The sequence below is a fragment of the Erwinia sp. CGal63 genome, from assembly GCF_037026505.1.
In the GTDB taxonomy this organism is placed as follows: domain Bacteria; phylum Pseudomonadota; class Gammaproteobacteria; order Enterobacterales; family Enterobacteriaceae; genus Erwinia.
Window position 1 is genome coordinate 126,369 of sequence record NZ_JAKUMN010000004.1, and the last position, 26,147, is coordinate 152,515.

Annotated in this window: 20 protein-coding genes; 11 read left to right on the plus strand and 9 right to left on the minus strand. The window is 56.3% G+C overall.

The annotated features are described in order from the left end of the window. Position 1: 1 nt before the first annotated feature. Positions 2-613, minus strand: a complete 612-nt coding sequence (gene coaE, locus MKZ79_RS14040; protein WP_336143005.1) for a dephospho-CoA kinase — start codon at positions 611-613, stop codon at positions 2-4. Positions 614-846: 233 nt separating this feature from the next. Here coaE and MKZ79_RS14045 point away from each other — a divergent pair, with 233 nt between their 5' ends. Then, positions 847-1,887, plus strand: a complete 1,041-nt coding sequence (locus tag MKZ79_RS14045) for a GMP reductase (protein ID WP_336143006.1) — start codon at positions 847-849, stop codon at positions 1,885-1,887. A 113-nt stretch (positions 1,888-2,000) separates the two neighbouring features. On the opposite strand, the gene hofC is transcribed toward MKZ79_RS14045, so the two are convergent. The 4 genes from hofC to nadC form a co-directional block, all read right to left on the minus strand. Continuing rightward, the gene (gene hofC / locus MKZ79_RS14050; protein WP_336143008.1) at positions 2,001-3,200 is read right to left on the minus strand and encodes a protein transport protein HofC; all 1,200 of its coding nucleotides are present in this window, start codon (positions 3,198-3,200) and stop codon (positions 2,001-2,003) included. Next, entirely contained in the window at positions 3,193-4,584 is a 1,392-nt protein-coding gene (gspE, locus tag MKZ79_RS14055) for a type II secretion system protein GspE (protein ID WP_336143009.1), read from the minus strand. The genes hofC and gspE overlap by 8 nt, the downstream gene beginning before the upstream one ends. Then, the gene (ppdD, locus tag MKZ79_RS14060; protein ID WP_336143010.1) at positions 4,581-5,030 is read right to left on the minus strand and encodes a prepilin peptidase-dependent pilin; all 450 of its coding nucleotides are present in this window, start codon (positions 5,028-5,030) and stop codon (positions 4,581-4,583) included. Before ppdD ends, gspE begins: the two co-directional genes overlap by 4 nt. Positions 5,031-5,241: 211 nt before the next feature. Further along, on the minus strand, positions 5,242-6,132 hold the full coding sequence (gene nadC / locus MKZ79_RS14065) for a carboxylating nicotinate-nucleotide diphosphorylase (RefSeq protein WP_336143011.1): 891 nt from the start codon (positions 6,130-6,132) through the stop codon (positions 5,242-5,244). 246 nt (positions 6,133-6,378) lie between these two features. Here nadC and ampD point away from each other — a divergent pair, with 246 nt between their 5' ends. Further along, positions 6,379-6,942: a 1,6-anhydro-N-acetylmuramyl-L-alanine amidase AmpD gene (gene ampD / locus MKZ79_RS14070; RefSeq protein WP_336143012.1), complete on the plus strand. Its 564-nt coding sequence runs from the start codon at positions 6,379-6,381 to the stop codon at positions 6,940-6,942. Beyond that, positions 6,939-7,793 (plus strand): beta-lactamase regulator AmpE, encoded by an 855-nt coding sequence (gene ampE / locus MKZ79_RS14075; RefSeq protein ID WP_336143013.1) that lies wholly within the window; start codon positions 6,939-6,941, stop codon positions 7,791-7,793. Before ampD ends, ampE begins: the two co-directional genes overlap by 4 nt. 36 nt (positions 7,794-7,829) lie before the next feature. Here the strand turns inward: ampE and MKZ79_RS14080 are convergent, their stop codons facing one another. From MKZ79_RS14080 to MKZ79_RS14090, 3 genes are all read right to left on the minus strand, one after another. After that, a complete protein-coding gene (locus MKZ79_RS14080) occupies positions 7,830-8,774 on the minus strand; it encodes a glycoside hydrolase family 43 protein (protein ID WP_336143014.1) in 945 nt (314 codons plus the stop codon). Beyond that, positions 8,771-10,183: an MFS transporter gene (locus MKZ79_RS14085; RefSeq protein ID WP_336143015.1), complete on the minus strand. Its 1,413-nt coding sequence runs from the start codon at positions 10,181-10,183 to the stop codon at positions 8,771-8,773. Before MKZ79_RS14085 ends, MKZ79_RS14080 begins: the two co-directional genes overlap by 4 nt. 221 nt (positions 10,184-10,404) lie before the next feature. Beyond that, positions 10,405-11,760, minus strand: coding sequence for an amino acid permease (locus tag MKZ79_RS14090; protein WP_336143017.1), 1,356 nt, complete (start codon positions 11,758-11,760; stop codon positions 10,405-10,407). A 497-nt stretch (positions 11,761-12,257) separates the two neighbouring features. On the opposite strand from MKZ79_RS14090, the gene pdhR reads away from it, so the two are divergent. The 4 genes from pdhR (at position 12,258) to lpdA (ending at position 19,307) form a co-directional block, all read left to right on the plus strand. Next, complete coding sequence (gene pdhR / locus MKZ79_RS14095; protein WP_336143370.1) at positions 12,258-13,022, plus strand: pyruvate dehydrogenase complex transcriptional repressor PdhR; 765 nt, start codon at positions 12,258-12,260, stop codon at positions 13,020-13,022. A 121-nt stretch (positions 13,023-13,143) separates the two neighbouring features. Next, entirely contained in the window at positions 13,144-15,807 is a 2,664-nt protein-coding gene (gene aceE, locus MKZ79_RS14100; RefSeq protein WP_336143018.1) for a pyruvate dehydrogenase (acetyl-transferring), homodimeric type, read from the plus strand. Positions 15,808-15,820: 13 nt separating this feature from the next. After that, the gene (gene aceF / locus MKZ79_RS14105) at positions 15,821-17,707 is read left to right on the plus strand and encodes a pyruvate dehydrogenase complex dihydrolipoyllysine-residue acetyltransferase (RefSeq protein WP_336143019.1); all 1,887 of its coding nucleotides are present in this window, start codon (positions 15,821-15,823) and stop codon (positions 17,705-17,707) included. A 175-nt stretch (positions 17,708-17,882) separates the two neighbouring features. After that, positions 17,883-19,307 (plus strand): dihydrolipoyl dehydrogenase, encoded by a 1,425-nt coding sequence (gene lpdA, locus MKZ79_RS14110; RefSeq protein WP_336143020.1) that lies wholly within the window; start codon positions 17,883-17,885, stop codon positions 19,305-19,307. A gap of 76 nt (positions 19,308-19,383) precedes the next feature. Here lpdA and MKZ79_RS14115 read toward each other — a convergent pair whose 3' ends face one another. Continuing rightward, complete coding sequence (locus MKZ79_RS14115) at positions 19,384-20,295, minus strand: LysR family transcriptional regulator (RefSeq protein WP_336143021.1); 912 nt, start codon at positions 20,293-20,295, stop codon at positions 19,384-19,386. Between the two features lie 100 nt (positions 20,296-20,395). Between MKZ79_RS14115 and MKZ79_RS14120 the strand changes: the two genes are divergently transcribed. From MKZ79_RS14120 to yacL, 4 genes are all read left to right on the plus strand, one after another. Next, on the plus strand, positions 20,396-21,388 hold the full coding sequence (locus MKZ79_RS14120) for an aldo/keto reductase (RefSeq protein ID WP_336143023.1): 993 nt from the start codon (positions 20,396-20,398) through the stop codon (positions 21,386-21,388). A gap of 815 nt (positions 21,389-22,203) precedes the next feature. Further along, the gene (gene acnB / locus MKZ79_RS14125) at positions 22,204-24,801 is read left to right on the plus strand and encodes a bifunctional aconitate hydratase 2/2-methylisocitrate dehydratase (RefSeq protein WP_336143024.1); all 2,598 of its coding nucleotides are present in this window, start codon (positions 22,204-22,206) and stop codon (positions 24,799-24,801) included. A 462-nt stretch (positions 24,802-25,263) separates the two neighbouring features. Continuing rightward, positions 25,264-25,413, plus strand: coding sequence for a Hok/Gef family protein (locus tag MKZ79_RS14130; protein WP_336143025.1), 150 nt, complete (start codon positions 25,264-25,266; stop codon positions 25,411-25,413). A 288-nt stretch (positions 25,414-25,701) separates the two neighbouring features. Continuing rightward, a complete protein-coding gene (gene yacL / locus MKZ79_RS14135; protein ID WP_336143026.1) occupies positions 25,702-26,064 on the plus strand; it encodes a protein YacL in 363 nt (120 codons plus the stop codon). Positions 26,065-26,147 lie beyond the last annotated feature (83 nt).

A 26,147-nucleotide genomic window follows, 5' to 3' on the forward strand; every position in this document is an offset into this window, starting at 1 on the left:
TTTAATCCCGATCTGTTGCTCCGGCAAGCTGGCGATAGCGCTGGTCCAGCAGGGCAACTCTGGCGGCGACGTCTTCCGGCGCGCCGTCGTTATCAATAATGTCGTCGGCTGCCGCAAGTCGCGCTTCACGCGAGGCCTGCGCAGCCAGAATATGTTCAGCCTGTTCGCGACTGATGTTGTCCCTGGCCATGGTGCGCACCAGCTGCGTCTCGCGATCGACATCCACCACCAGCACCCGATCGGCCAGATGCTGCAGATTATTTTCGACCAGCAGAGGAACTACCCATAAGCACCAGGGCGAGCGGGTTAATGCCAGCTGGCGACGGGTTTCACGATGGATCAACGGATGCAGAAGGGCGTTCAGCCAGGCTTTTTCCGGCGCGGAACTGAAAATCCGCTGGCGCAGCGCGGCGCGGTCTAAGGTGCCGTCCGGACGGATGACCGCTGCGCCGAATCGCTCACGAATAGCCTCCAGCGCCGGCTGGCCAGGCTCCACAACCTGACGGGCGATGACGTCGGCATCGACAATATCCACGCCTCTTGCCGCAAAGGCGTTAGCGATGGTGGTTTTTCCACTGCCGATACCACCGGTCAGCGCAACAGTATAGCTCATAGTCCCGATTCTCATGGCTCTGATGTGGCTGCATCCGCTCTGACCTGCAGCTGGCTGGCCTTAAAGTGAGGTGCAGATCACATAAGAGAATCACAGATAAATTTATCGGATTGTAGCCTAAATAAACCTGTTTTCGCAGTCTTGTCCGCTGGTTTTTAGCGCGTATGATAAGGCTACTGGAGCTGGCCGCAGCACCCAATCATCAGATTGCGCCATCAACCAGGAAGTGATTTATGCGTATTGAAGAAGATATTAAGTTAGGTTTTAAAGATGTCCTGATCCGTCCCAAGCGTTCCACGCTAAAGAGTCGTTCACAGGTCGAGCTGAACCGTCAGTTTACCTTTAAGCACTCCAACGTTGCCTGGTCAGGCGTACCGATTATTGCCGCCAATATGGATACCGTCGGCACCTTCAGCATGGCGGAAGCGCTCGCCTCATTTGAACTGCTTACCGCCGTCCACAAGCATTACAGCGTGGCGCAGTGGCAGGCGTTTATCGCTCGCGTACCGGAAAGCGTACTGAAGTACGTCATGGTTTCCACCGGAACTTCCGACGCCGATTTTCAAAAAATGCAGCAAATCCTCGCTCTTTCGCCCGCCCTCAACTTTATCTGCATTGACGTGGCTAACGGCTACTCCGAACATTTTGTAGAATTCCTGCAGCGCGCCCGTGAGGCCTGCCCGGACAAAACGATCTGTGCGGGCAACGTGGTGACGGGCGAGATGGTGGAAGAGCTGATCCTTTCCGGCGCCGATATTGTCAAAGTCGGTATCGGGCCTGGCTCCGTTTGCACCACCCGCGTCAAGACCGGCGTAGGCTATCCGCAGCTTTCCGCCGTGATCGAGTGCGCCGACGCGGCACATGGCCTGGGCGGGCAGATCGTCAGCGACGGCGGCTGTTCCGTACCGGGCGACGTGGCGAAAGCCTTCGGCGGCGGCGCCGACTTCGTGATGCTCGGCGGTATGCTGGCCGCGCACGACGAATGCGAAGGCACGCTGGTGGAAGAGGATGGCCAGCAGTTTATGCTGTTTTACGGCATGAGCTCGGAGTCGGCGATGAACCGCCACGTCGGCGGAGTCGCGGGCTATCGCGCCGCAGAGGGTAAAACCGTTAAGTTGCCCTTACGCGGCCCGGTGGAAAACACGGCGCGCGATATTCTTGGTGGTCTGCGTTCCGCCTGTACCTATGTAGGCGCCGAGCGGCTGAAAGAGCTGACCAAGCGCACTACCTTTATTCGCGTGGCGGAACAGGAAAACCGGGTATTTAACCGTTAGCCGCTTTATCCAGCCTGCCGCTTGCGTCACGCGGCAGGTTTTTCAGTGCGAGCAGAATGCAACGTTACAAAGCCTGAGCCACCTGACCCTTTTGATAAAGCCAGTCAACCAACCTATCCCAACGCATCGCCCAGATTGAAAATAGGCAGATACATAGCGATTACCAGCGTTCCTACCAGCACACCGGTGACTACCATCATCAGCGGCTCCAGCGCGGCAGCCAGGTTATCCGCCAGATCGTGAGTACTGGCTTCGTGCCATTCGCCAAGCCGCAGCAGCAGGCTGTCGAGAGCGCCCGCCTCTTCGCCAACCTTGATCAGCTGGTAGCAGAGCGGGGTAAAAAGCTGGTGGTGCGCCAGCGCCTGATGCAGCGGACTGCCGCCAGCGATATGCTGTTGCAGCGCGACGATCGCTTCCCGCCACAGCAGGTGATGGAGTGTTTTTTCCACGGCCTGAAAGCCCTGCAGTAGCGGCAGTCCGGCCTGCTGCGTTAACGCCAGCGTCAGAAAAATACGGCTGAGCTGGCCGCCGCGATAGAGCCTGCCGATAAGCGGAAGCTGCAGCAGCCACTGCTGTTCGCTGCGCTGCCAGGCAGGTAGTCGGCGGCTCTGCCAGCGCCAGTAAGCGAAGCCGCCGCCCGTCAGCGGCAGGATAAGCAACCCATAATGCTGTAGCCCTTCCGAAAGCGCGATGACCGCGGCGGTAAAGGCTGGCAGCGGCGCGTTAAACGACTGATAGATGCTGACAAACTCCGGCAGAACGAACACCAGCATGCCGATGCTGACCAGCAGCGCGACGGCGACCACAAACAGCGGATAGCGTAATGCCCGGATCACTTTCTTTTGCAGCAGCTGCTCTCTCTCCTGCTGACCAGCCAGTCGCAGACAGCACTCATCCATTCTGCCGGTAAGTTCGCCAACCGCGATCAGCGCGGGATAGAGCGGCGGAAACACCACGGGCCACTCAGCCAGCGCCTGCGAAAAAGGCACGCCTTCCGACACGCTTTGCTCTATCTGCGTCAGCAGCGCCTGCCAGCCGGGATCGGCATGCCCTTCGCCGACGAGCCGCAGGCTGGCCGACAGCGTCATACCGGCCTGCAGCAGCGTTGCCAGCTCCCGGAAAAAGGCGATTTTGTGCTGCCATTTCCAGTCGCCCGCGCGATAGCGCCGTCCTTTACTCACCTTGAGCGGCAGCAGTTCAAGCGCCATCAGCCGCTCCATCGCTTCCTGGCGACCGCTGCAAAAGCAGGCGCCCTGATGAAACTCGCCTTTGTTATCCGTAGCCTGCCACTGAATCAGCAGCGGATCAGCCATCCTCGCTTCCCACTATCCTGTTCAGTTCCGCCAGCGTGGTTTCTCCACGGTTAACGCAGTGCAGGCCCTCGATAAACAGAGAGTTAATATTTTGCTGTCTGGCGAGCGTCAGCAGCGTTTCCTGCGGGCTGTCGGCCGCGATGGCGTTTTGCAGCTTTGCGGTAACGGGAAGCAGTTCGAACAGCGCCAGCCTGCCGTAAAAGCCGGAATAACAGCGTTCGCAGCCCACTGCCTGCCAGTTTTGTACCGTGCCTGGCCAGATTTCCTGCGGGAAATGGGCTACCGCTTCGGCCGGTTCACGGCAGTATGGACAGAGACGACGCACCAGCCGCTGGGCGATCACCAGCTTCAGCGCGGAGGCCAGCTGATAGCCGGGAATGCCTATTTGCCTTAGCCTGGTCAGCGTTTCCGCCGTAGAGTTGGTATGCAGGGTGGAGAGCACCAGATGACCGGTTTGCGCCGCTTTGATAGCAATTTCCGCCGTTTCGGCGTCGCGGATTTCACCAATCATAATCACGTCGGGATCCTGGCGTAGCAGCGCGCGCAGCACGAGATTGAAATCCAGACCGGCTTTGGGATGAACCTGAGTCTGGTTAACGCCAGACAGCGGGATTTCCACCGGATCTTCTACGCTGCACAGGTTGCGGCCAGGCGTATTAAGCGAGCTGAGGCCGCTGTACAGCGTGAACGTTTTGCCGCTGCCGGTTGGGCCGGTAACCAGAATTAATCCCTGCGGCCGCGCCAGCGCCTCGCGGAAAGCGCGCAGCGACGCTGGCGGCATCCCGAGGTTTTCCAGCGCCACTGACTGAGTGTCGTTTTGTAGCAGGCGGATAACCGCTTTTTCGCCGCAGCGCGTGGGCAGCGTCGAGAGGCGAAAGGAGGCCGGCTTGCCCGACAGCGTCAGCGTAAACTGACCATCCTGCGGTATCCGGCGTTCGGCGATATCCAGACTGGCCACTATTTTCAGCCTGGCCAGCAGCGCCGCGCCGCTGTCGCCCGGCATAGTCGGCACAGGCTGCAATACGCCATCGACCCGAAAGCGGATGCGCAGCCCGTCGGACTGGGGTTCGATATGGATATCGGAAGCGCGCTGCTGTATGGCCAGCGTCAGCAGATTGTCGATACGTTCGATAGTGGTTTCGCTGTTTTCCGTACCGAATTCAGCAACGGCGGGCCACTCCTGACGATGCTGCTCCAGCCGCGCAGGCGGCCAGTACTCCACGTCAATGGCGCCCTGAGCGGTGAAACGCAGCGCCGCCATCATTTCGGCAGAGGGCGGCGTAGCCACCGCGATATGCAGCCGCTGCGGCGTAAAGGAGATCACCACGGCCTGGTAACGCTGACAGAGGGCCTCCACGGCCCTCAGAGAAGAGGAGGTCGTCATTCGGCCACCTCGTCGCTGTCGTCAAAGCGGAAGATATTTTCGCAGGCTTCCTGCAGTCCTGTCTGTGTCGTGGCGCAGGTGCGCTGCCAGCTTATCTGACCCTCAGTGCCGTCCCAGAGCGGTTTCATCGTCACCTTCAGGCCATTCAGGCTTTCCTGACCGGTCAGGGTCAGCGTTCCGCTCTGCACGGTGACGGCGGATACATAGCGCGATCCTTTGCCTGAAGGGACGCCGTTGCTGCCTTCGCTACAGCCATCCGCGCCGCCATGTTCGATGGCGCACAGCTCCACCGCCGTTTTGAAAGGCATGGCCGTTTGCAACATATCGGTTAGCGCGGCCTTTTGCAGATAGTTCTGGTAAGCCGGCAGCCCGATGGCGCTGAGAATGGCGATGATAGCGATAACTATCATCAGCTCGACAAGGGTAAAACCCTGTTGGTTTTCCATGATACTGACCTCCGTGTGTTTAAGGAGTCAGCAAGGTATCGCCACAAAAAAGCGCAAACCAGCGGCAAAAAAGGGTTTCCCGAGCCGCGCTGGGGGAAATGTTTCCCTGTTGCAGCAATACATATTAAGGCCGGAAGACAGCTCGCAAAAATAGCGCGAGGAAAAGAAAACGCCATCCGAAGATGGCGTAAGCGGTATAGCCGAAAAGTGACTAACGAAAGCGCATGGAGAGATCCAGCGCTCGCACATGCTTGGTCAACGCACCGACCGAGATATAATCCACGCCGGTTTCGGCAAAGGTGCGCAGCGTGGCGTCGGTGACGTTGCCGGAGACTTCCAGCAGCGCGCGACCGGCGGTTTGCCGTACCGCTTCCCGCATCTGCTCAACGCTGAAGTTATCCAGCATGATAATGTCGGCGCCCGCTTCGATCGCTTCAGCAAGCTCCGCCAGCGACTCCACTTCGACTTCCACCGGCACGTCCGGATGCAGCCAGAAGGCTTTTTCCACCGCCTGACGAATGGAACCGGTGGCGATAATATGGTTTTCCTTGATCAGGAAGGCGTCGGCAAGACCGAGTCGATGGTTGGCGCCGCCGCCGCACAGCACCGCATATTTCAGCGCGGTACGTAGTCCCGGCACGGTTTTTCGCGTATCCAGCAGCTGGGTATTGGTGCCTGCGAGAATAGCGACATAGCGGCTGACCTCGGTCGCCACGCCGGAAAGCGTCTGCACGAAATTCAGCGCGGTACGTTCGGCCGTCAGAATCAGCGCGGAAGGGCCGCTGACTTCGAACAGCGGCTGGTTGGCCTCAATGGCCTCGCCATCTTCCACATGCCAGACGATCCGCGTTTTGTTGCCAAGCTGGATAAAAACTTCTTCCACCCAGCGTTTTCCGCAAAAAATGCCTGGTTCACGCGTAATCACTGTGGCATGAGAGCTGGCATCAGCGGGCAGCAGACTGGCGGTAATATCTTTGCTGGCGTCAATTTCGCCACCCAAATCTTCTCGCAGCGCCTGAGCTACAGCGGGCGGAATATCATCCTTAATACGTTCCAGCAGCACGGCGCGGCGGCTGTCCGGATCGTAGCGGCGGGTTGTCATGATCGAACTCCGAAAGAACGGCTTGAAGGTTTGACCATGCTAGCTTTTTTGCCTGCGGCTGGCGAGACGGTCAACTCCTGAACATGTTGAAATTTTTGTGTCAGCCAGCCAGCCCGTCGAGCCCCGTAAGCTGGCCGACGGAAGGAAAGGAAACGGCGTTTCACGGTTTTTTGCACATAAAGGCGGGCTTTTTGCCAAAAGGTTTCATGTTACTCTGACGTTATCTGGAAAGAAGGAGAGCAGGGCATGCAGTTACAGGCAGGATGGATTGTCGGCGCCAGGCGCGTGGCGTCGCCCCATTTTAATCAGCGTCCGGACAACGAAATCCCCACGCTTTTGGTTATTCACAATATCAGCCTGCCGCCGGGCGAGTTCGGCGGCCCGTGGATTGACGATCTCTTTACCGGCACGCTCGACCCTGCTGCGCACCCTTATTTTGCGGATATCGCCCATCTGCAGGTTTCCGCGCACTGCCTGATTCGTCGCGACGGCGAAATTGTTCAGTACGTGCCTTTCCATTTGCGCGCCTGGCACGCGGGCGTTTCCTGCTATCAAGGGCGTGAAGCCTGCAACGACTTTTCCATCGGTATTGAGCTGGAAGGTACGGATACGCTGCCCTATACGGAAGCGCAGTATGCGGCTCTGCAGGCGGTTACCCGGCTGCTGACAGAGCACTATCCGCAAATCGCGGAGAATATTACCGGGCATAGTGATATCGCGCCGGAAAGAAAAACCGATCCCGGCCCGGCGTTTGACTGGGAAAGATTTCGGGAAGGGCTGGAAACGCCCCACAGCAGGAGTAGCAGATGACGCTTTTTAGTTTGTTGTTGGTTTTAGGTTGGGAGCGCCTGTTTAAAATGGGCGAACGCTGGCAGCTGGATCACCATCTTTCCGGGCTGTTTCGGCGTCAGCGCCGTTTTTCTCTGCTGCGCACGCTGGGAATGACGTTTATCGCCATGGCGATTGTGGCGCTCTGTTTACTGGCGCTCAAAGGGCTGTTTTTCGGCCTGTTGCAGCTACTGTTCTGGATTGGCGTTGGGCTACTGTGTATCGGCGCGGGCTCGATGCGGCTGCACTATCACGCCTATCTGAAAGCGGCCAGCCACAACGACACGGAGGCGCATAAAGCGATGGCCGAAGAGCTGACGCTGATCCACGGACTGCCGATTGAGTGCAGCGAGCGCGAGTATCTGTGTGAGCTGCAAAACGCGCTGCTGTGGATCAACTACCGTTTTTATCTGGCTCCGCTGTTCTGGTTTGTCGTGGGCGGCGCATGGGGGCCGGCGTTGCTGGTGGGCTACGCTTTTCTGCGCGCGTGGCAAAGCTGGCTGGCGCGTCACTCTACGCCCCTGGAGCGTTCGCAATCCGGCGTGGACGCTATCCTGCACTGCGTGGACTGGATTCCGGTGCGGCTGGCGGGCGTCGCCTATGCGCTGCTGGGACACGGTGAGCGTGCGCTGCCCGCGTGGTTCGCCTCGCTGGGCGACCGGCATACTTCGCAGTATCAGGTGCTGACCCGCCTGGCGCAATTTTCGCTGGCGCGCGATCCGCATACCGACAAGGTGGAAACGCCCCGTATTGCCGTAGCGATGGCAAAGAAGGTTTCGTTGGTGATTGTGGTGGTAGTGGCGTTATTAACCATTTACGGCACGCTGGTTTAGAAACGATCCGGCTGCAAGGCCGGATCGAATCGCAGATCAGCCGGCAGGCGGCTCGCCGAATAGCGGCATTCCTTCGCTATCCCAGCCAAACGTTTTAATGCAGGTATGGCGGTTAGGATCGTAAAGCGGGTCGCCTTCGATCTCCGTGTAATTCCTCGCGTGATAGACCAGCACATCCTCGCCGTTTTCCGCTACGGTAAAACTGTTATGGCCAGGCCCGTACTGACGGTTTTCCCAACTGGTTTTAAACACCGGTTGCGGCGACTTCTGCCAGTTTTCCGCCTGCATAGGGTCGGCGTCCACATCGATCCACAATAATCCCATGCAGTAGTTTTCATCGGTGGCGCTGGCGGAATAGCTGACAAACAGACGGTTGCCGTGGCGGATAACCGCCGGCCCTTCGTTAACGCTAAAACCCACGCACTCCCAGTCAAACTCCGGGCGGCTGAGCATCACCGGCTTGCCTTTCAGTGACCAGGGCGTCTCCAGCTCGGCCAGATAGAGGTTGGAGTTGCCCGGAATAGCCGGATCTTTCTGCGCCCACAGATACCAGTTTTTCTGCTGATGCACAAAATGGGTGGCGTCCAGCGCGAAGCTGTCGATCGGCGTCACAACCTGGCCGCACTCGCGCCAGCTGCCGGTCAGCGGATCGTCATTGTGGCAGACGATGGCGAACATGCGATGCTGAAACAGACCGTCTTTTATCTCTCGCGTCGGCGCGGCAGCGAAGTAGATGACCCAAACGCCGTCGATACGGTGCAGCTCCGGCGCCCATATCAGTTCGCTCATCGCGCCGACATCATGCTTTCGCCAGACAACCACGGCCTCCGCTTCCGCCAGCCCGGCCAGCGTGTCGGCGCGGCGCAGCTCAAGCCGATCGTACTCCGGTACAGAGGCAATAAAGTAGTAATGCTGCTGGTAGCGCAGAATAAAAGGATCGGCGCGCTGTTCGATTAGCGGGATGGGCCAGTGGTTGCTCATGCTCCTGTTCCTTCTGGTTTTACCGGCGCTTTGCCGTGATGATAGTCGTTGAGTTCGCGATAATTATGGCGGCGCTGCTCCAGGTCGAGCTGGATTTTCTGCATGGTCGGACGGTCAACCTTCAGCAGCCTGACCACGCCGGCGGTAATCAGATAGCCAACGCCGGGAATAATCGTAAAGAGCAAAACAATACCGTTAACCGCCGTTGGCGACTGCGCTTTTGCGCCCGCGTCGTAGCCGTAGAAAGAGAGCAGGAAGCCGACCATCGCGCCCGCCACGGCCAGACCGACCTTAAGGAAGAACAGGTTGCCGGAGAAGCTGATGCCGGTAATGCGCTTGCCGGTTTTCCATTCGCCGTAATCGTCGACGTCCGCCATCAGCGACCAGTGCAGCGGCGACGGAATTTGATGCAGGATGTTAAGCAGAAAATACATGACCACTACCAGAAGCGTGGCCTGCGGATTAAGGAAGTAAAAGCCGCAGGAGAAGATCGCCAGCACGATATTGGTCCAGAAAAAAACTTTCAGCTTGCACCAGCGATCGGTCAACACCTTCGCCAGCGTGCTGCCCAGCATCATGCCGACCACGCCCAGGCTGATAAACAGCGTGGCGAAATGCGTGGACTGGCCCATCACCCAGGTGACGTAATACATTGTCGCCGCCATGCGGATAAAGCCAGGACAAACATTGCAGAAGGTCAGCAGCAAAATGCGTACCCACTGATCGTTTTTCCACACGTCCCGCAAATCGGATTTCAGATCGCTGTTGCTGGGAACCGCAGGATGGATACGTTCGCGTACGGTGGCGAAGCAGAACAGAAACATGCAGAGGCCAATAAAGGCCAGCACGCTCATCGCCATCTGGTAGCCGCGCGCTTTGTTATCGCCGCCAAACCACTCCGCCAGCGGCAGCAGCGAAAGCGACAGGATCAGCGTAGCGATGCCGACCATCACAAAGCGGTAAGACTGACAGGAGACGCGCTCGCCGGGATCGTTGGTAATCACGCCGCCCAGCGAACAGTAAGGAATATTGATGGCGGTATAGGTCAGCGACATCAGGAAATAGGTAGCGAAAGCATAGATAACCTTGCTGTCGTAGCTCCAGTCCGGCGTGGTGAACATCAGCACGCTGAACAGCACGTAAGGCAGCGAAATCCACAGCAGCCACGGGCGAAAACGTCCCCAGCGGCTTTGGGTTCTGTCGGCAATCGCGCCCATAATGGGATCGGTAATGGCGTCCACTACGCGCACCGAGAGCAGCAGCACGCCTACCAGCGCCGGCGCCAGGCCAAAGACATCCGTATAAAAATAGTTAAGAAAGAGCATGATGGCGCCGCCGATCATATTGCAGCCCGCGTCCCCCATGCCGTAGCCAATTTTCTCTTTTACCGACAGCGCCTCGCCCTTCATGGATAGTTCTCCCGCACAGGATGAAGTAAGCAGTATTATCGGCTTAGAGCAGGAACATGCTGGCGAAACAGGTTACAGAGATGGACAAAACGGCTGTGAACGAAAAAGTGTGAGTAAGCTGGCAATTCAATCCGAAGGCGTCAGGCGGGAAAAAAGGGTAAGGCTGGCTGGAGTGTCGCCGGCGAACCGGCGTAAAAAAGGGCGCCGAAGCGCCCCGATATTTATGCCTTTTGCAGACGTTTCTTCATCGCGTAGCCGATGGCCAGCACGGCGACCCACGGCGGGATCAGCCAGACGGAGATCGCCATGCCTGGCGTCAGCGCCATAACCACCAGGATGCCGACAATGAACAGCAGGCAAACCCAGTTGCCGACAGGATAGAACAGCGCTTTGAAACGCGTCTGCACGCCTTCACGAGCCTTGCCCTGACGAAACTTCAGGTGGGTATAGCTGATCATCGCCCAGTTAATCACCAGTGCGGAAACCACCAGCGCCATAAACAGACCGAGAGCCTCGCCCGGCATCAGGTAATTGACCAGCACGCAGATTGCCGTAGTGGCAGAGGAGAGCGCGAGCGCTACATAAGGTACGCCGCGACGGTCAACTTTCAGCAGAGATTTCGGGCCGTTGCCCTGACGAGCCAGGCCGTAAAGCATACGGCTGTTGGAATAAACGCTGCTGTTATAGACCGACAGCGCGGCGGTCAGGAACACCAGATTCAGCACGTTGGCCGCGAGGGTTTCGCCCAGATCGTGGAAAATCATGACAAAAGGGCTGCTGTTAGCCGTGACTTTCGTCCACGGATAGAGCGAAAGCAGCACGATAATCGAGCCAACGTAAAAAATCAGGATACGCCAGATAACCTGATTAGTCGCCTGAGGAATCGTTTTGTGTGGGTTGTCTGCTTCTGCCGCAGCAATGCCGACCAGCTCCAGGCCGCCAAATGAAAAGACGATAATCGCCATCGCCATTACCAGTCCGCCGACGCCATGCGGGAAGAAGCCGCCAATCGCCCAGATATTGCTGACGGCGGCTTCCGGGCCGCCCTGGCCGCTGAACAGCAGCCAGCAGCCGAAAACGATCATCGCCACCACGGCCACGACTTTTACAATTGCCAGCCAGAACTCCATTTCACCAAAAACTTTTACGCTGCTCAGGTTAATGGCGTTAATCAGCACAAAGAAAATGGCGGCGCTTGCCCAGGTCGGAAAGTGCGGCCACCAGACCTGAACGTACTGGCCCACGGCGGTCAGCTCTGCCATTGCGACCAGCACGTAGAGTACCCAATAGTTCCAGCCGGAAGCGAAACCGGCAAAGTCGCTCCAGTATTTAAAAGCGAAATGGCTGAAAGAGCCGGCAACCGGCTCTTCCACGATCATCTCGCCCAGCTGACGCATAATCATAAAGGCAATAAAGCCGGCAATGGCATAGCCCAGCAATACAGAAGGGCCGGCCATACGGATGGTTTGTGCTATCCCCAGAAAAAGGCCGGTGCCGACGGCGCCGCCCAATGCAATCAGCTGAATATGGCGGTTTTTAAGTCCGCGCTTCAGCGTATCGCCCTGCTGTTGTTCCATAGTTATCCTCTTGCTCTCGTTTTGTACTAAGGGCGAGCCTTTGTCATTTTTTTATTACAGTCTATGTAGTGAAAAGTTTACATAAAAAAGCCCGCTAAACCGGGCGTGCTACTACCTTCGCGACAAGAATAATGATAAGCGCGCGCTAATGCACTCGCTTTCTGTTTTAAGGAAGAAGAGCGTCAAAAAAAATTCATCACGCTGCATTTCCAGTTTTTGTCATAAAGGATTCATAAAGACGAATCGCTTTTACTTATGACGCTATACAGGGAGCGCAGATAACCATTTGCCCGCCTTATAAAAAGTTAATTTTTTTAACATTCTTTCCGGAAATTTACGCGAGTCTGAACGCGTTAATCCTTGTTAGTAAAACGAGACATGCGTCTGGTTTCGTGCCGTTGCCATATAGACATCAGGTGAATACTTTGTTACTTTACGGGCTCCTTTTTGCAATTGGTATGACCAATTTACTCGGGCAAACGGCACAAGAAGGGATGATGGCCTACAGCAAAATCCGCCAACCAAAGCTATCCGATGCTATCGAGCAGCAGCTTGAATCCCTGATCATGGAAGGGACGCTGCGTCCCGGTGAAAAGCTACTCCCTGAACGCGAGCTGGCTAAACAGTTCGACGTCTCCCGTCCCTCTTTGCGTGAAGCTATCCAGCGTCTGGAAGCGAAAGGCCTGCTGCTGCGCCGTCAGGGCGGCGGCACCTTTGTACAGAGCAGCCTGTGGCAAAGCCTGAGCGATCCGCTGGTGGAGCTGCTGGCCGGCCATCCTGAATCCCAGTTCGATCTGCTGGAAACGCGCCACGCGCTGGAAGGGATAGCGGCCTATTACGCGGCGCTGCGCGGCACCGAAGAAGACATCGATCGCATTCGCGACTGCCATCTGCAAATTCAGACCGCGCAGGAGAGTGGCGATCTGGATGCCGAAGCCACCGCCGTTATGCAGTATCAGATAGCCGTCACAGAGGCGGCGCATAATGTGGTGCTGCTGCATTTGCTACGATCAATGGGGCCGATGCTGCAGCAGAACGTCCGACAGAATTTTGAATTGCTCTACTCGCGCCGCGAAATGCTGGCAAAAGTGAGCGGTCACCGCGCCAGTATTTTCGAGGCGATTGTGGCACGCGAACCCGAACAGGCACGCGAAGCCTCACACCGCCATCTGGCGTTTATCGAGGAAATATTGCTGGACAGAAGCCGGGAACAGAGTCGAAGAGAGCGTTCCCTGCGCCGATTACAGCAGCGTAAGGATTAACGCGTAATCATAACGCGACAACCACGAAGGGCCTGTCTCCCTGTGCTTTAGAGCGAAGCAGAGTACAGCGAGACAGGCTCCAGACAATTCAACGTATTAGACACAGATAAGGAATACCCCCATGTCAGAACGTTTACACAATGACGTGGATCCGATCGAAACTCGCGACTGGCTACAGGCGATCGAATCGGTCATCCGTGAAGAAGGTGTAGAGCGCGCGCAGTTCCTGATCGATCAGGTATTAAGCGAAGCGCGCAAAGGCGGCGTAAAGGTAGCGGCGGGCACTGGGGCCAGCAGCTATATCAACTCTATCGCCGTTGAGGACGAACCTGACTATCCGGGTAACACCACGCTGGAGCGTCGCATTCGTTCCGCGATCCGCTGGAACGCCATCATGACCGTTCTGCGTGCGTCGAAGAAAGATCTGGAGCTGGGCGGCCATATGTCCTCTTTCCAGTCTTCCGCCACTATCTATGAAGTGTGCTTTAACCACTTCTTCCGCGCTCGCAGCGAGAAAGACGGCGGCGATCTGGTTTACTTCCAGGGCCACATTTCGCCGGGCGTTTACGCGCGCGCTTTCCTGGAAGGCCGCCTGACCGAAGAGCAGATGAATAACTTCCGTCAGGAAGTGCACGGCAAAGGGCTCTCTTCCTATCCGCATCCAAAACTGATGCCGGACTTCTGGCAGTTCCCGACTGTTTCGATGGGTCTTGGCCCGATCGGCGCGATTTATCAGGCGAAATTCCTCAAGTATCTTGAGCATCGCGGCCTGAAAGACACCTCACAGCAGACCGTTTACGCCTTCCTGGGCGACGGCGAGATGGACGAGCCAGAATCCAAAGGCGCGATCACCATCGCTACCCGCGAGAAGCTGGACAACCTGGTGTTCATCATCAACTGTAACCTGCAGCGCCTGGATGGCCCGGTTACCGGCAACGGCAAGATCATCAACGAACTGGACGGCATCTTTGGCGGCGCCGGCTGGGAAGTGATCAAAGTGATCTGGGGCGGACGCTGGGACGAGCTGCTGCGCAAAGACACCAGCGGCAAGCTGATCCAGCTGATGAACGAAACCGTCGACGGCGACTACCAGACCTTTAAATCCCGTGATGGCGCCTACGTGCGTGAGCACTTCTTCGGTAAATACCCGGAAACCGCCGAGCTGGTCAAAGATATGACCGACGACGAGATTTGGGCGCTGAACCGTGGCGGTCACGATCCGAAGAAAATCTACGCAGCGCTGAAAAAAGCGCAGGACACCAAAGGCAAACCTGTGGTGATCCTGGCACATACCATTAAAGGCTATGGTATGGGCGACACGGCGGAAGGCAAAAACATCGCCCACCAGGTGAAGAAAATGAACATGGATGGCGTTCGCTACATCCGCGATCGTTTCAATGTGCCGGTGGAAGACGACAAAATTGAAAGCCTGCCGTACGTGACCTTCGACAAAGAGTCCGAAGAGTACAAATACCTGCACGGCCAGCGTCAGAAGCTGGGCGGCTACCTGCCGACCCGCCAGCCGAACTTCAGCGAGAAGCTGGAGATGCCTGCGCTGGAAGATTTCCGTCAGCTGCTGGACGAGCAGAACAAAGAGATCTCCACCACTATCGCCTTCGTGCGCGCCCTGAACGTGATGCTGAAAAACAAGTCGATCAAAGATCGCCTGGTGCCAATCATCGCCGACGAAGCGCGTACCTTCGGTATGGAAGGCCTGTTCCGTCAGATCGGCATCTACAGCCCGAACGGCCAGCAGTATACGCCGCAGGACCGTGAGCAGGTTGCCTACTACAAAGAAGACGAGAAAGGTCAGATCCTGCAGGAAGGCATCAACGAGCTGGGCGCGGGCGCGTCCTGGCTGGCGGCTGCGACCTCTTACAGCACCAACAACCTGCCGATGATCCCGTTCTACATCTATTACTCGATGTTCGGCTTCCAGCGTATCGGCGATCTCTGCTGGGCGGCGGGCGACCAGCAGGCGCGCGGCTTCCTGGTCGGCGGCACTTCCGGTCGTACCACGCTGAATGGCGAAGGTCTGCAGCACGAAGATGGCCACAGCCACATTCAGTCGCTGACCATCCCGAACTGTATCTCTTACGATCCGGCTTACGCTTACGAAGTTGCGGTCATCATGCATGACGGCCTGGTGCGTATGTATGGCGAAGCGCAGGAAAATATCTACTACTACATCACCACGCTGAACGAAAACTACCACATGCCTGCGATGCCGCAGGGTGCGGAAGAAGGTATCCGTAAGGGTATCTACAAGCTGGATACGATTGAAGGCAGCAAAGGCAAAGTACAGCTGCTGGGCTCCGGTTCTATCCTGCGTCACGTGCGTGAAGCGGCAGAGATCCTGGCGAAAGATTACGGCGTAGGTTCCGATGTCTACAGCGTAACCTCTTTCACCGAGCTGGCTCGCGACGGTCAGGACTGCGAGCGCTGGAACATGCTGCATCCAACTGAAGAACCACGCGTGCCTTACGTTGCGCAGATCATGCACGACGCGCCAGCCGTGGCTTCAACCGACTATATGAAACTGTTCGCCGAGCAGATCCGTACCTATATTCCGGCCAGCGACTATCGCGTGCTGGGTACTGATGGTTTCGGTCGCTCCGACAGCCGCGAAAACCTGCGTCACCACTTCGAAGTGGACGCATCTTACGTGGTGGTTGCAGCGCTGGGCGAACTGGCTAAACGCGGCGAGATCGATAAGAAAGTGGTGGCGGAAGCGATTACCAAATTCAATATCGATGCCGATAAAGTCAACCCGCGTCTGGCATAAGAGGTAAAGATTAATGGCTATCGAAATTAAAGTACCGGACATCGGTTCTGATGAAGTGGAAGTTACCGAGATCCTGGTCAAGGTTGGCGACAAGGTGGAAGCCGAGCAGTCGCTGATCACCGTGGAAGGCGACAAAGCCTCTATGGAAGTGCCTTCGCCGGAAGCGGGCGTGGTAAAAGAGATCAAAATCGCGACCGGCGACAAAGTAGAAACCGGCTCGCTGATCATGATCTTTGACTCTGCCGATGCGGCTGCTGAAGCACCGGCTAAAGCGGAAGAGAAAAAAGAATCTGCTCCGGCACCGGCTGCCAAAGCGGAAAGCAAAGAAGTTAACGTGCCGGATATCGGCGGTGATGAAGTTGAAGTTACCGAGATTCTGGTCAAGGTCGGCGACAAGGTGGAAGCTGAGCAATCGCTGATCACCGTGGAAGGCGACAAAGCTTCGATGGAGGTGCCTGCGCCGTTCGCGGGCACGGTGAAAGAGATCAAAATCGGCACCGGCGACAAGGTCAGCACCGGTACGCTGATTATGATTTTCGACGCGGAAGGCGCTGCGCCTGCCGAAACGCCAAAACCGGCGATGAAAGAAGAAGCGGCGTCGGCTCCGGCTGGCGGCGGCTCGAAAGAAGTCCAGGTGCCGGATATTGGCGGCGATGAAGTCGAAGTCACCGAAGTAATGGTGAAAGTCGGCGATAAAGTCGCAGCTGAACAGTCGCTGATCACCGTGGAAGGCGATAAAGCCTCGATGGAAGTGCCGGCACCGTTCGCGGGTACGGTAAAAGAGATCAAAATCGCTACCGGCGACAAGGTCAGCACCGGCTCGCTGATTATGATCTTCGAAGTAGAGGGCGCGGCGCCAGCTCCTGCGGCTAAGCAGGAAGCGGCTCCGGCTAAGCAGGAAGAGAAAGCCGCTCCGGCTTCCGCACCGGCTCCGGCCAAAGCTGAAGCCAAAGGCGATTTCTCCGAGAACGATGCTTACGTCCACGCTACGCCGGTTATCCGTCGTCTGGCGCGCGAATTCGGCGTGAATCTGGCGAAGGTGAAAGGCAGCGGTCGTAAAGGCCGTATCCTGAAAGAAGACGTGCAGGCCTACGTGAAGGACGCGGTGAAACGCGCCGAAGCGGCTCCGGCCGCCGCTGCCAGCGGCGGTAGCCTGCCAGGTCTGCTGCCGTGGCCGAAAGTCGACTTCAGCAAGTTCGGCGAAGTGGAAGAAGTGGAGCTGGGCCGTATCCAGAAAATCTCTGGCGCGAACCTGAGCCGTAACTGGGTGGTGATCCCACACGTTACCCACTTTGATAAAACCGATATCACCGATCTGGAAGCGTTCCGCAAGCAGCAGAACGCCGAAGCCGAGAAGCGTAAGCTGGATGTGAAATACACGCCGGTCGTGTTTATCATGAAAGCCGTCGCCGCCGCGCTTGAGCAGATGCCGCGCTTTAACAGCTCGCTTTCTGAGGATGCGCAGAGGCTGACGCTGAAGAAATACATCAATATCGGCGTTGCGGTAGATACGCCGAACGGCCTGGTGGTTCCGGTCTTTAAAGACGTGAACAAAAAAGGGATTACCGAACTCTCCCGCGAGCTGATGGCGACCTCGAAAAAGGCGCGCGACGGCAAGCTGACCGCCAGCGACATGCAGGGCGGCTGCTTCACCATCTCCAGCCTGGGCGGACTTGGCACCACGCACTTCGCGCCGATCGTTAACGCGCCGGAAGTGGCTATCCTCGGCGTTTCCAAATCCGCGATGGAGCCGGTGTGGAACGGGAAAGAGTTTGTGCCGCGTCTGATGATGCCGATCTCTCTCTCCTTCGACCACCGTGTGATTGACGGAGCCGACGGCGCCCGCTTTATCACCATCATTGGCAATATGCTGTCCGATATTCGCCAACTGGTGATGTAAAAGTACTCAGGCCGGCTTATGCCGGCCTTCTTATAGCCGACTTCCGCTGTTTGAGTCGACAAGATAGTTGTTGTGGTTTGGGGCAGGTTGTTTGCACTATGTTAACAATTCTGTAAACTCTTGCCCTGAATACGAACCGGTGGATGGATATCCTCCAGTTAACTAAGAGGTCATGATGAGTACAGAAATTAAAACTCAGGTCGTGGTACTTGGGGCAGGTCCGGCAGGTTACTCTGCGGCTTTTCGCGCTGCCGATTTAGGTCTGGAGACCGTGATTGTTGAGCGTTACAGCACCCTGGGCGGGGTTTGTCTGAACGTCGGCTGTATCCCTTCCAAAGCGCTGCTGCACGTGGCGAAAGTGATCGAAGAAGCGAAAGCGCTCGAAGAGCACGGCATCGTGTTCGGCAAGCCGCAGACCGATATCAACAAAATCCGCACCTGGAAAGAGAAGGTCATCAATCAGCTGACCGGCGGTCTGGCTGGGATGGCGAAAGGCCGTAAGGTGAAGGTTGTGACCGGTGAAGCGAAATTCACCGGCGCGAACACCATGGTTGTCGCAGGCGAAAACGGCGAAACCACCATCAACTTCGATAACGCGATTATCGCTGCCGGTTCTCGTCCTATTCAGCTGCCGTTTATTCCACATGACGATCCGCGCGTATGGGATTCCACCGCTGCGCTGGAGCTGAAAGAAGTGCCAGAGCGTATGCTGGTGATGGGCGGCGGCATTATCGGCCTGGAAATGGGCACCGTTTATCACGCGCTGGGTTCGCAGATCGACGTGGTCGAGATGTTCGACCAGGTGATTCCTGCGGCGGACAAAGACGTGGTGAAAGTCTTTACCAAACGCATCGCTAAGCAGTTCAACCTGATGCTGGAAACCAAAGTGACCGCGGTAGAAGCCAAAGAAGACGGCATCTACGTCACGATGGAAGGCAAAAAAGCGCCAACCGAACCGCAGCGCTATGACGCGGTGCTGGTCGCCATCGGCCGCGTGCCGAACGGTAAAGGCCTGGATGCCGGCAAAGCGGGCGTGGAAGTGGACGACCGCGGCTTTATCCGCGTCGACAAGCAGATGCGCACCAACGTGCCGCACATCTACGCCATCGGCGATATCGTCGGTCAGCCAATGCTGGCGCATAAAGGCGTGCATGAAGGCCACGTAGCGGCGGAAGTGATCTCCGGCAAGAAGCACTACTTCGATCCGAAAGTCATTCCATCTATCGCCTATACCGAGCCGGAAGTTGCCTGGGTTGGCCTGACCGAGAAAGAAGCGAAAGAGAAGGGCATCAGCTATGAGACGGCGACCTTCCCGTGGGCGGCCTCAGGCCGTGCTATCGCTTCCGACTGCGCGGACGGCATGACCAAGCTGATCTTCGATAAAGAGACGCATCGCGTGATTGGCGGCGCGGTTGTCGGTACTAACGGCGGCGAGCTGCTGGGCGAAATCGGTCTGGCGATCGAAATGGGCTGCGACGCGGAAGATATCGCGCTGACCATCCACGCTCACCCAACGCTGCACGAATCCGTGGGCCTGGCGGCAGAAATCTTCGAAGGCAGCATTACCGATCTGCCAAACGCGAAAGCGAAGAAGAAGTAAAAGCTAATTTTATAACGGCTCCTTTATGGGGCCGTTTTTTTATCCGCAGAATACTAGCTGCATTCTGAACATACCGTTATTCCAGACCGCCTTTCTGATTAAACTCCTGCAAATACTCAATAAAACAGCGCAGCGCGGTGGAGTAATATTTCCGGCTGGGATAATAAAGCCAGAAGCCCGCCAGCGGCGCCGTAAAATCGGCGAGCACCTCAACTAATTCACCGCTGTCCAGCTTCGACTGCGCCAGACCTTTAATTACAAAGGCCAGACCTTCACCGCTGCCTGCCGCTTCGATCATCATCATATCGTTATCCAGCGTTAATCCGCCTTCCACCGCGATCTCCAGCGGCTGACCGTTATTGCTGAACTCCCATTTATAATTCACGCCGCTGGGAAAGCGGTGCTGGATACAGGAAAAATGCGCCAGCTCCCGAGGATGCTGCGGTGCGCCGAAACGCTTAATAAAATCCGGGCTGGCGATCACCGCGCCGCTCAGTTTTGGCCCAAAAGGAATTGCCACCATATCCTGCGGAATCGCCTCGCCGAAACGCACGCCCGCGTCAAAGCCGCTTTCAACAATATTAACGAAGCTGTCGCTGGTGGTGACTTCCAGCGCGATATCGGGATAGCGGCGACGAAAAGGCAACAGCAGCGTACGTAAATAGAGTACTTCCGCGCTACGGGGAAGATTCAGCCTTAACGTACCTCGCGGATCGCTGCGCCAGTCGTTCAGCTCATCAACGGCCAGAGAGAGATCCAGCATCGCCGGCTCAATACGCTGCAGAAAAGCGCGTCCCGCTTCGGTCAGCGAGACGCTTCTGGTGGTGCGACTGAGCAGGCGTACGCCGATGCGCTGCTCCAGATTGCTGAGCGTATGGCTGAGCGTGGATGGCGTAACGTTTCGCTCCTCCGCCGCTTTGCGGAAATTGAGATGGCGGGCGATGGCGATAAAGATTTCCAGTTCCTGCAGCGTGGCGCGTGTTTTCATATTAGTGATAATTCTTCATTAATTCGGTGCAAAAGGGTCAATTGTTGATTTTACTGCCGCAAAGTATAACTGTTCCGTCGCTAATTTAAGGAGAGAAAATATGAAACGCAGAACGTTAGGCAATCTGGAAGTATCGGCAATCGGGCTTGGCTGTATGGGAATGTCTTTCGCCTATGGCAGCAGCGATGAGAAAGAGGCTATCGCCACGCTGCATCGCGCTTTTGAGCTGGGCGTGGATTTTCTCGATACGGCCGAAGTCTATGGGCCGTTTGAAAATGAAAAACTGCTGGCGAAAGCGCTAAAAGGCTATAGCGGCAAAATTAAGGTCGCTACCAAGTTTGGTTTTAATATCACCGACAAAGGAGAAGGTTGGGAGCGAATCAAAGGCGTCAACAGCCAGCCGGCGAATATCCGCAAGGTGGCGGAAGCCTCTTTAAAGCGGCTGGGCGTTGAAACGCTCGACCTGTTTTACCAGCATCGTCCCGATCCCGCCGTGCCGGTTGAAGAGGTGATGAATACGCTGGCCGATCTGGTCCGTGAAGGCAAAATCCTGCATATCGGTCTGTCAGAGGTTTCCAGCGAAACGTTGCGTCGCGCGCAGGCGGTCTATCCGGTTACCGCTTTGCAAAGCGAATATTCGCTGTGGAGCCGAGATGTGGAAAACGACGTGCTGGCAACCTGCGGGGAATTAAACATCGGCTTTGTGCCTTACAGCCCGCTGGGACGCGGTTTTCTGACCGGGAAAATGGCGGCGCCTTCCGCGCTTGATGAGAACGATTACCGCCGGAATTTGCCGCGCTTTCAGCCGGAAGCGCTGGCGCATAACGAGAAGCTGGTTGCTCAGCTAACGGAAATGGCGGCAGGTTATCACTGTACGGCAGCGCAAATCGCGCTGGCCTGGGTACTGGCGAAAGGGCCGAATATTGTGCCAATTCCCGGCGCGCGCAAAATAGCGCATCTGGAAGATAACTGCCGTGCGGTGGATATTACGCTGCTGGCGGATGATGTTGCGCTGCTGGATCGCCTGTTCGACAGTAAAAATATTGCGGGCAAGCGCTACAACGACAAAGACTATGCACTCGTAGAGGGTTAACTTTCAGATCGACAGCCGGTGGCGACTGGCTGTTTAGCCGCACAATCGCCACAGGCTTTTTTGCCATGCCAATCCTGGTTTCTGGCCAGGTTCATAAACCCTTTTTTTGATGGCTTTTATAAGTGATTGTTTTTAAGTGGATTAAAACAGACAGCAAAAAAAAGGGTTTCTACCTGGTTTGCGTCAAAATTCTTTAAAGATAAAGGCGTTATCCTGCATCGCTAACAGTTCACTGCCGCACAGGCAGCTTAGAAAAACGTAACACCATTACGGCCTGATAAGCAGGCGTTCACTGCCGCACAGGCAGCTTAGAAAAGCCATCTCCTGCCATTCCATTAGCTGTCCCGGTTCACTGCCGCACAGGCAGCTTAGAAACGAACTGTAACGACAAAATTACCGCTGATAGAGTTCACTGCCGCACAGGTAGCTTAGAAAATAAACATTTTCTCTATAGCTTCTTTGAGCAACATACTGCCGTACAGGCAGCAATAAAAACCCTAATCCCTTACCACGCGGCCCATAACATCCGGTTAAACCCCCGCTTCTAAAAGCATACAAAAAGTGCTGAAAGTCAGCGTTAGGGCACCGTTTTTTGACCCGCTGACTATCCCAAAAGCCGTTTTTCCTGACTAATCCGTGTGCTGCGCCATCTTGTTAACTATGTTGCTTTTTTGTAAACAGATTAACATCACACCGAAATCCTGCTATGCTGGCCTCCGCGAAACCGGGCACCTTACCCTACAGAAAAGAGCGCAAACTATTTTGCGGCGAGCCTGAAGGCGCCCGGTCATTACACTGTGAGCGAGGAGAACGTCGTGCTAGAAGAATACCGTAAGCACGTTGCCGAGCGTGCTGCCGAAGGGATTGTTCCTAAACCATTAGATGCTTCCCAAATGGCCGCGCTGGTTGAACTGCTGAAAAACCCGCCAGCGGGTGAAGAAGAATTCCTGTCCGATCTGTTAATTAATCGAGTTCCGCCGGGCGTTGACGAAGCGGCCTATGTCAAAGCCGGATTCCTGGCTGCTGTCGCCAAAGGCGAAGCGACCTCTCCTCTGGTTACTCCTGAAAAAGCGGTTGAACTGCTGGGCACCATGCAGGGCGGCTACAACATTCATCCGCTGATTGAAGCGCTGGAAGACGAAAAGCTGGCGCCGATTGCCGCAAAAGCGCTCTCCCATACGCTGCTGATGTTTGACAACTTCTACGACGTGGAAGAAAAAGCCAAAGCCGGTAATGCTCACGCCAAACAAATCCTGCAGTCCTGGGCTGATGCCGAATGGTATCTGTCGCGCCCGGAGCTGGCGGAAAAAATCACCGTCACCGTCTTTAAAGTTACTGGTGAAACCAACACCGACGATCTTTCTCCTGCGCCTGACGCCTGGTCACGCCCTGACATCCCCTTACACGCACTGGCGATGCTGAAGAACGCCCGTGAAGGCATCGAGCCGGATCAGCCTGGCGTCGTCGGCCCGATCAAACAGATCGAAGCGCTGCAGGCCAAAGGCTTCCCGCTGGCCTACGTCGGCGACGTGGTCGGCACCGGTTCTTCCCGTAAATCCGCTACCAACTCGGTGCTGTGGTTTATGGGCGACGACATCCCGAACGTGCCGAACAAAAAAGGCGGCGGTGTGGTACTCGGCAACAACATCGCGCCGATTTTTTTCAACACGATGGAAGATGCGGGCGCGCTGCCGATCGAAGTGGATGTGCAGAACCTGAATATGGGCGACGTCATCGATATCTATCCGTATAAAGGCGAAGTGCGTAACCATGAAACCGGTGAAGTGCTGGCTAACTTCGCGCTGAAAACCGAAGTGCTGCTCGACGAAGTTCGCGCGGGTGGTCGTATTCCGTTGATTATCGGTCGTGGTCTGACCGCAAAAGCACGCGAATCGCTTGGTCTGCCGCACAGCGACGTATTCCGTCAGGCGAAAGACGTGGCGGCAAGCACGCGCGGCTACTCGCTGGCACAGAAAATGGTTGGCCGCGCTTGTGGCACCGAAGGCGTGCGTCCAGGCGCATACTGCGAACCGAAGATGACTTCCGTAGGTTCTCAGGACACTACTGGCCCAATGACCCGTGATGAGCTGAAAGATCTGGCCTGTCTGGGCTTCTCCGCCGATCTGGTGATGCAGTCGTTCTGCCACACGGCGGCCTATCCGAAGCCGGTTGACGTCTCCACGCACCATACGCTGCCGGACTTTATTATGAACCGCGGCGGCGTGTCGCTGCGTCCGGGCGACGGCATCATCCACAGCTGGCTGAACCGTATGCTGCTGCCGGATACCGTTGGTACGGGCGGCGACTCGCATACCCGTTTCCCGATCGGCATCTCTTTCCCGGCAGGTTCTGGCCTGGTGGCTTTTGCGGCGGCAACCGGCGTTATGCCGCTGGATATGCCAGAGTCCGTGCTGGTGCGTTTCAAAGGCAAAATGCAGCCGGGCATCACGCTGCGCGATCTGGTGCACGCTATTCCGCTGTACGCCATCAAACAGGGCCTGCTGACCGTTGAGAAGAAAGGCAAGAAAAACATCTTCTCCGGCCGCATTCTGGAAATCGAAGGCCTGCCGGAACTGAAAGTCGAGCAGGCGTTTGAGCTTTCCGATGCCTCCGCGGAGCGTTCTGCGGCTGGTTGTACTATCAAGCTGGGCAAAGATCCTATTATTGAGTACCTCAACTCCAACATCGTTCTGCTGAAGTGGATGATTGCGGAAGGCTACGGCGATCGCCGTACGCTGGAACGTCGTATTCAGGGCATGGAGAAATGGCTGGCGGATCCGCAGCTGCTGGAAGGCGATGCGGATGCGGAGTACGCGGCAGTGATCGAAATCGATCTGGCCGAGATCAAAGAGCCAATCCTGTGCGCGCCAAACGATCCGGACGATGCGCGTCTGCTGTCGGACGTGCAGGGCGAGAAGATTGACGAAGTCTTTATCGGTTCCTGTATGACCAACATCGGCCATTTCCGCGCGGCGGGCAAGCTGCTGGACAGCCACAAAGGCCAGCTGCCGACTCGTCTGTGGGTGGCGCCGCCAACCAAGATGGATGCGGCGCAGCTGACGGAAGAGGGCTACTACAGCGTCTTCGGCAAGAGCGGCGCACGTATCGAAATCCCGGGCTGCTCGCTGTGCATGGGTAACCAGGCGCGCGTAGCGGACGGCGCGACGGTGGTTTCCACCTCGACCCGTAACTTCCCGAACCGTCTGGGTACCGGCGCGAACGTTTACCTGGCTTCTGCGGAGCTGGCTGCGGTCGCCTCGCTGCTGGGCAAATTGCCAACGCCGGACGAGTATCAGCAGTTTATGGCGCAGGTCGACAAGACGGCGGTGGATACCTATCGCTATCTGAACTTCGACCAGTTAAACCAGTACACTGAGAAAGCCGACGGCGTCATTTTCCAGACGGCGGTGTAAATCAGCGAAGCGTTATTCGGTTGAATAGCGCTTATCTCTGAATAAAAATCCGGGCCTGTTCGCAGGGCCGGATTTTTTATGGGCGTAACCCAGCTTTGGCGACGGATAGTGAGCAAGATCAGAAATAGTCGTCTTAGCGTTATTAGCCGGTGTTCTCCGCGCAAGCGGAGATAAAGCAGTCGCCGGTATATACATTGGCCTGCAAACCCATATAGTCCACGCAATTCAGCTTAAAAATACCTGGAATATTGAAGCGGGCACGCAAAAAATGACGTAGGGAGATTGAGCTGGCAGCCAGGCTGGGTAGTATGGCACCGGGTGCTTTGGGCTTTCTGCCTGAAGCATTAGCCGACGGCAGAAAGAGAAAAGCCCCAGGTGACTATAAATCAACCTGAGGCCCATCTTTATGCTTCGACAACATAAAGGTAGCCTCTTACGCGCCGCAAGGCAAGGAGAGCAACCATGAAGCAGCGAACGGCGATCCTGATCGCCATCATCGTAATAGTGGCGGCTGCAGCCGTCCTTCTGGTGACGCGAAAAGACCTCTGCGAGGTACGTTTGCGAACCGGAGAGACGGAGATTGCTGTCTTTATGGATTACGAACCCAGGTAAGGGCAACCGGCGGGGAGTTTTCCCCGCCACTTAAGTTGTTCTGGCATAGTCTCATCGCACCCGCTCTTATTTTTTGGCTGCTGGTTGACTGAGTCGCAAAAGCATACTGATTTTGGTTGGTTTATTTGTAGTCTCTTTTTTTGAGACTGTCAGACACAGTCCCGCCCAGACGAAACAAACCCACGCTATTACTGAAGGCGGTCGCTGTTTTTCCGGCAACTTGTTGCGATAATTAACCTTATCGGCGATTATGCGCGCCCTCGGCGCAGCCGTTCAGAGGAAAACAGCATGGAATACGAATTTTTACGCGACGTTACCGGCACGGTAAAGGTACGCATGTCGATGGGGCATGAAGCCATCGGCCACTGGTTTAATGAAGAAGCGGCGGATAACCTGGCGCTGCTGGACGAGGTGGAAGCCGCCGTTGCCGAAGTCAAAGGCAGCGAGCGCCAGTGGCAGCGCGTGGGCCGTGAATACACCATCTGGCTGGATGAGGAAGAGGTGATCGTTCGCGCGAACCTGCTCAGCATCGAAGGCGACGAGATGGAAGAGGGCATGAGCTACTACGACGAGGAAAGTCTCTGCTTCTGCGGCGTAGAGGACTTTCTGGCGGTGATCGCCGCCTATCGCAGCTTTCTGCAGGGACGCTAGGCCCGTCTGCAACTATTTGCTCATTTTTAATGTTTTTATCTGCGATCCTGATCGTTTTTATTCACCGTTGATTTATTAAAATC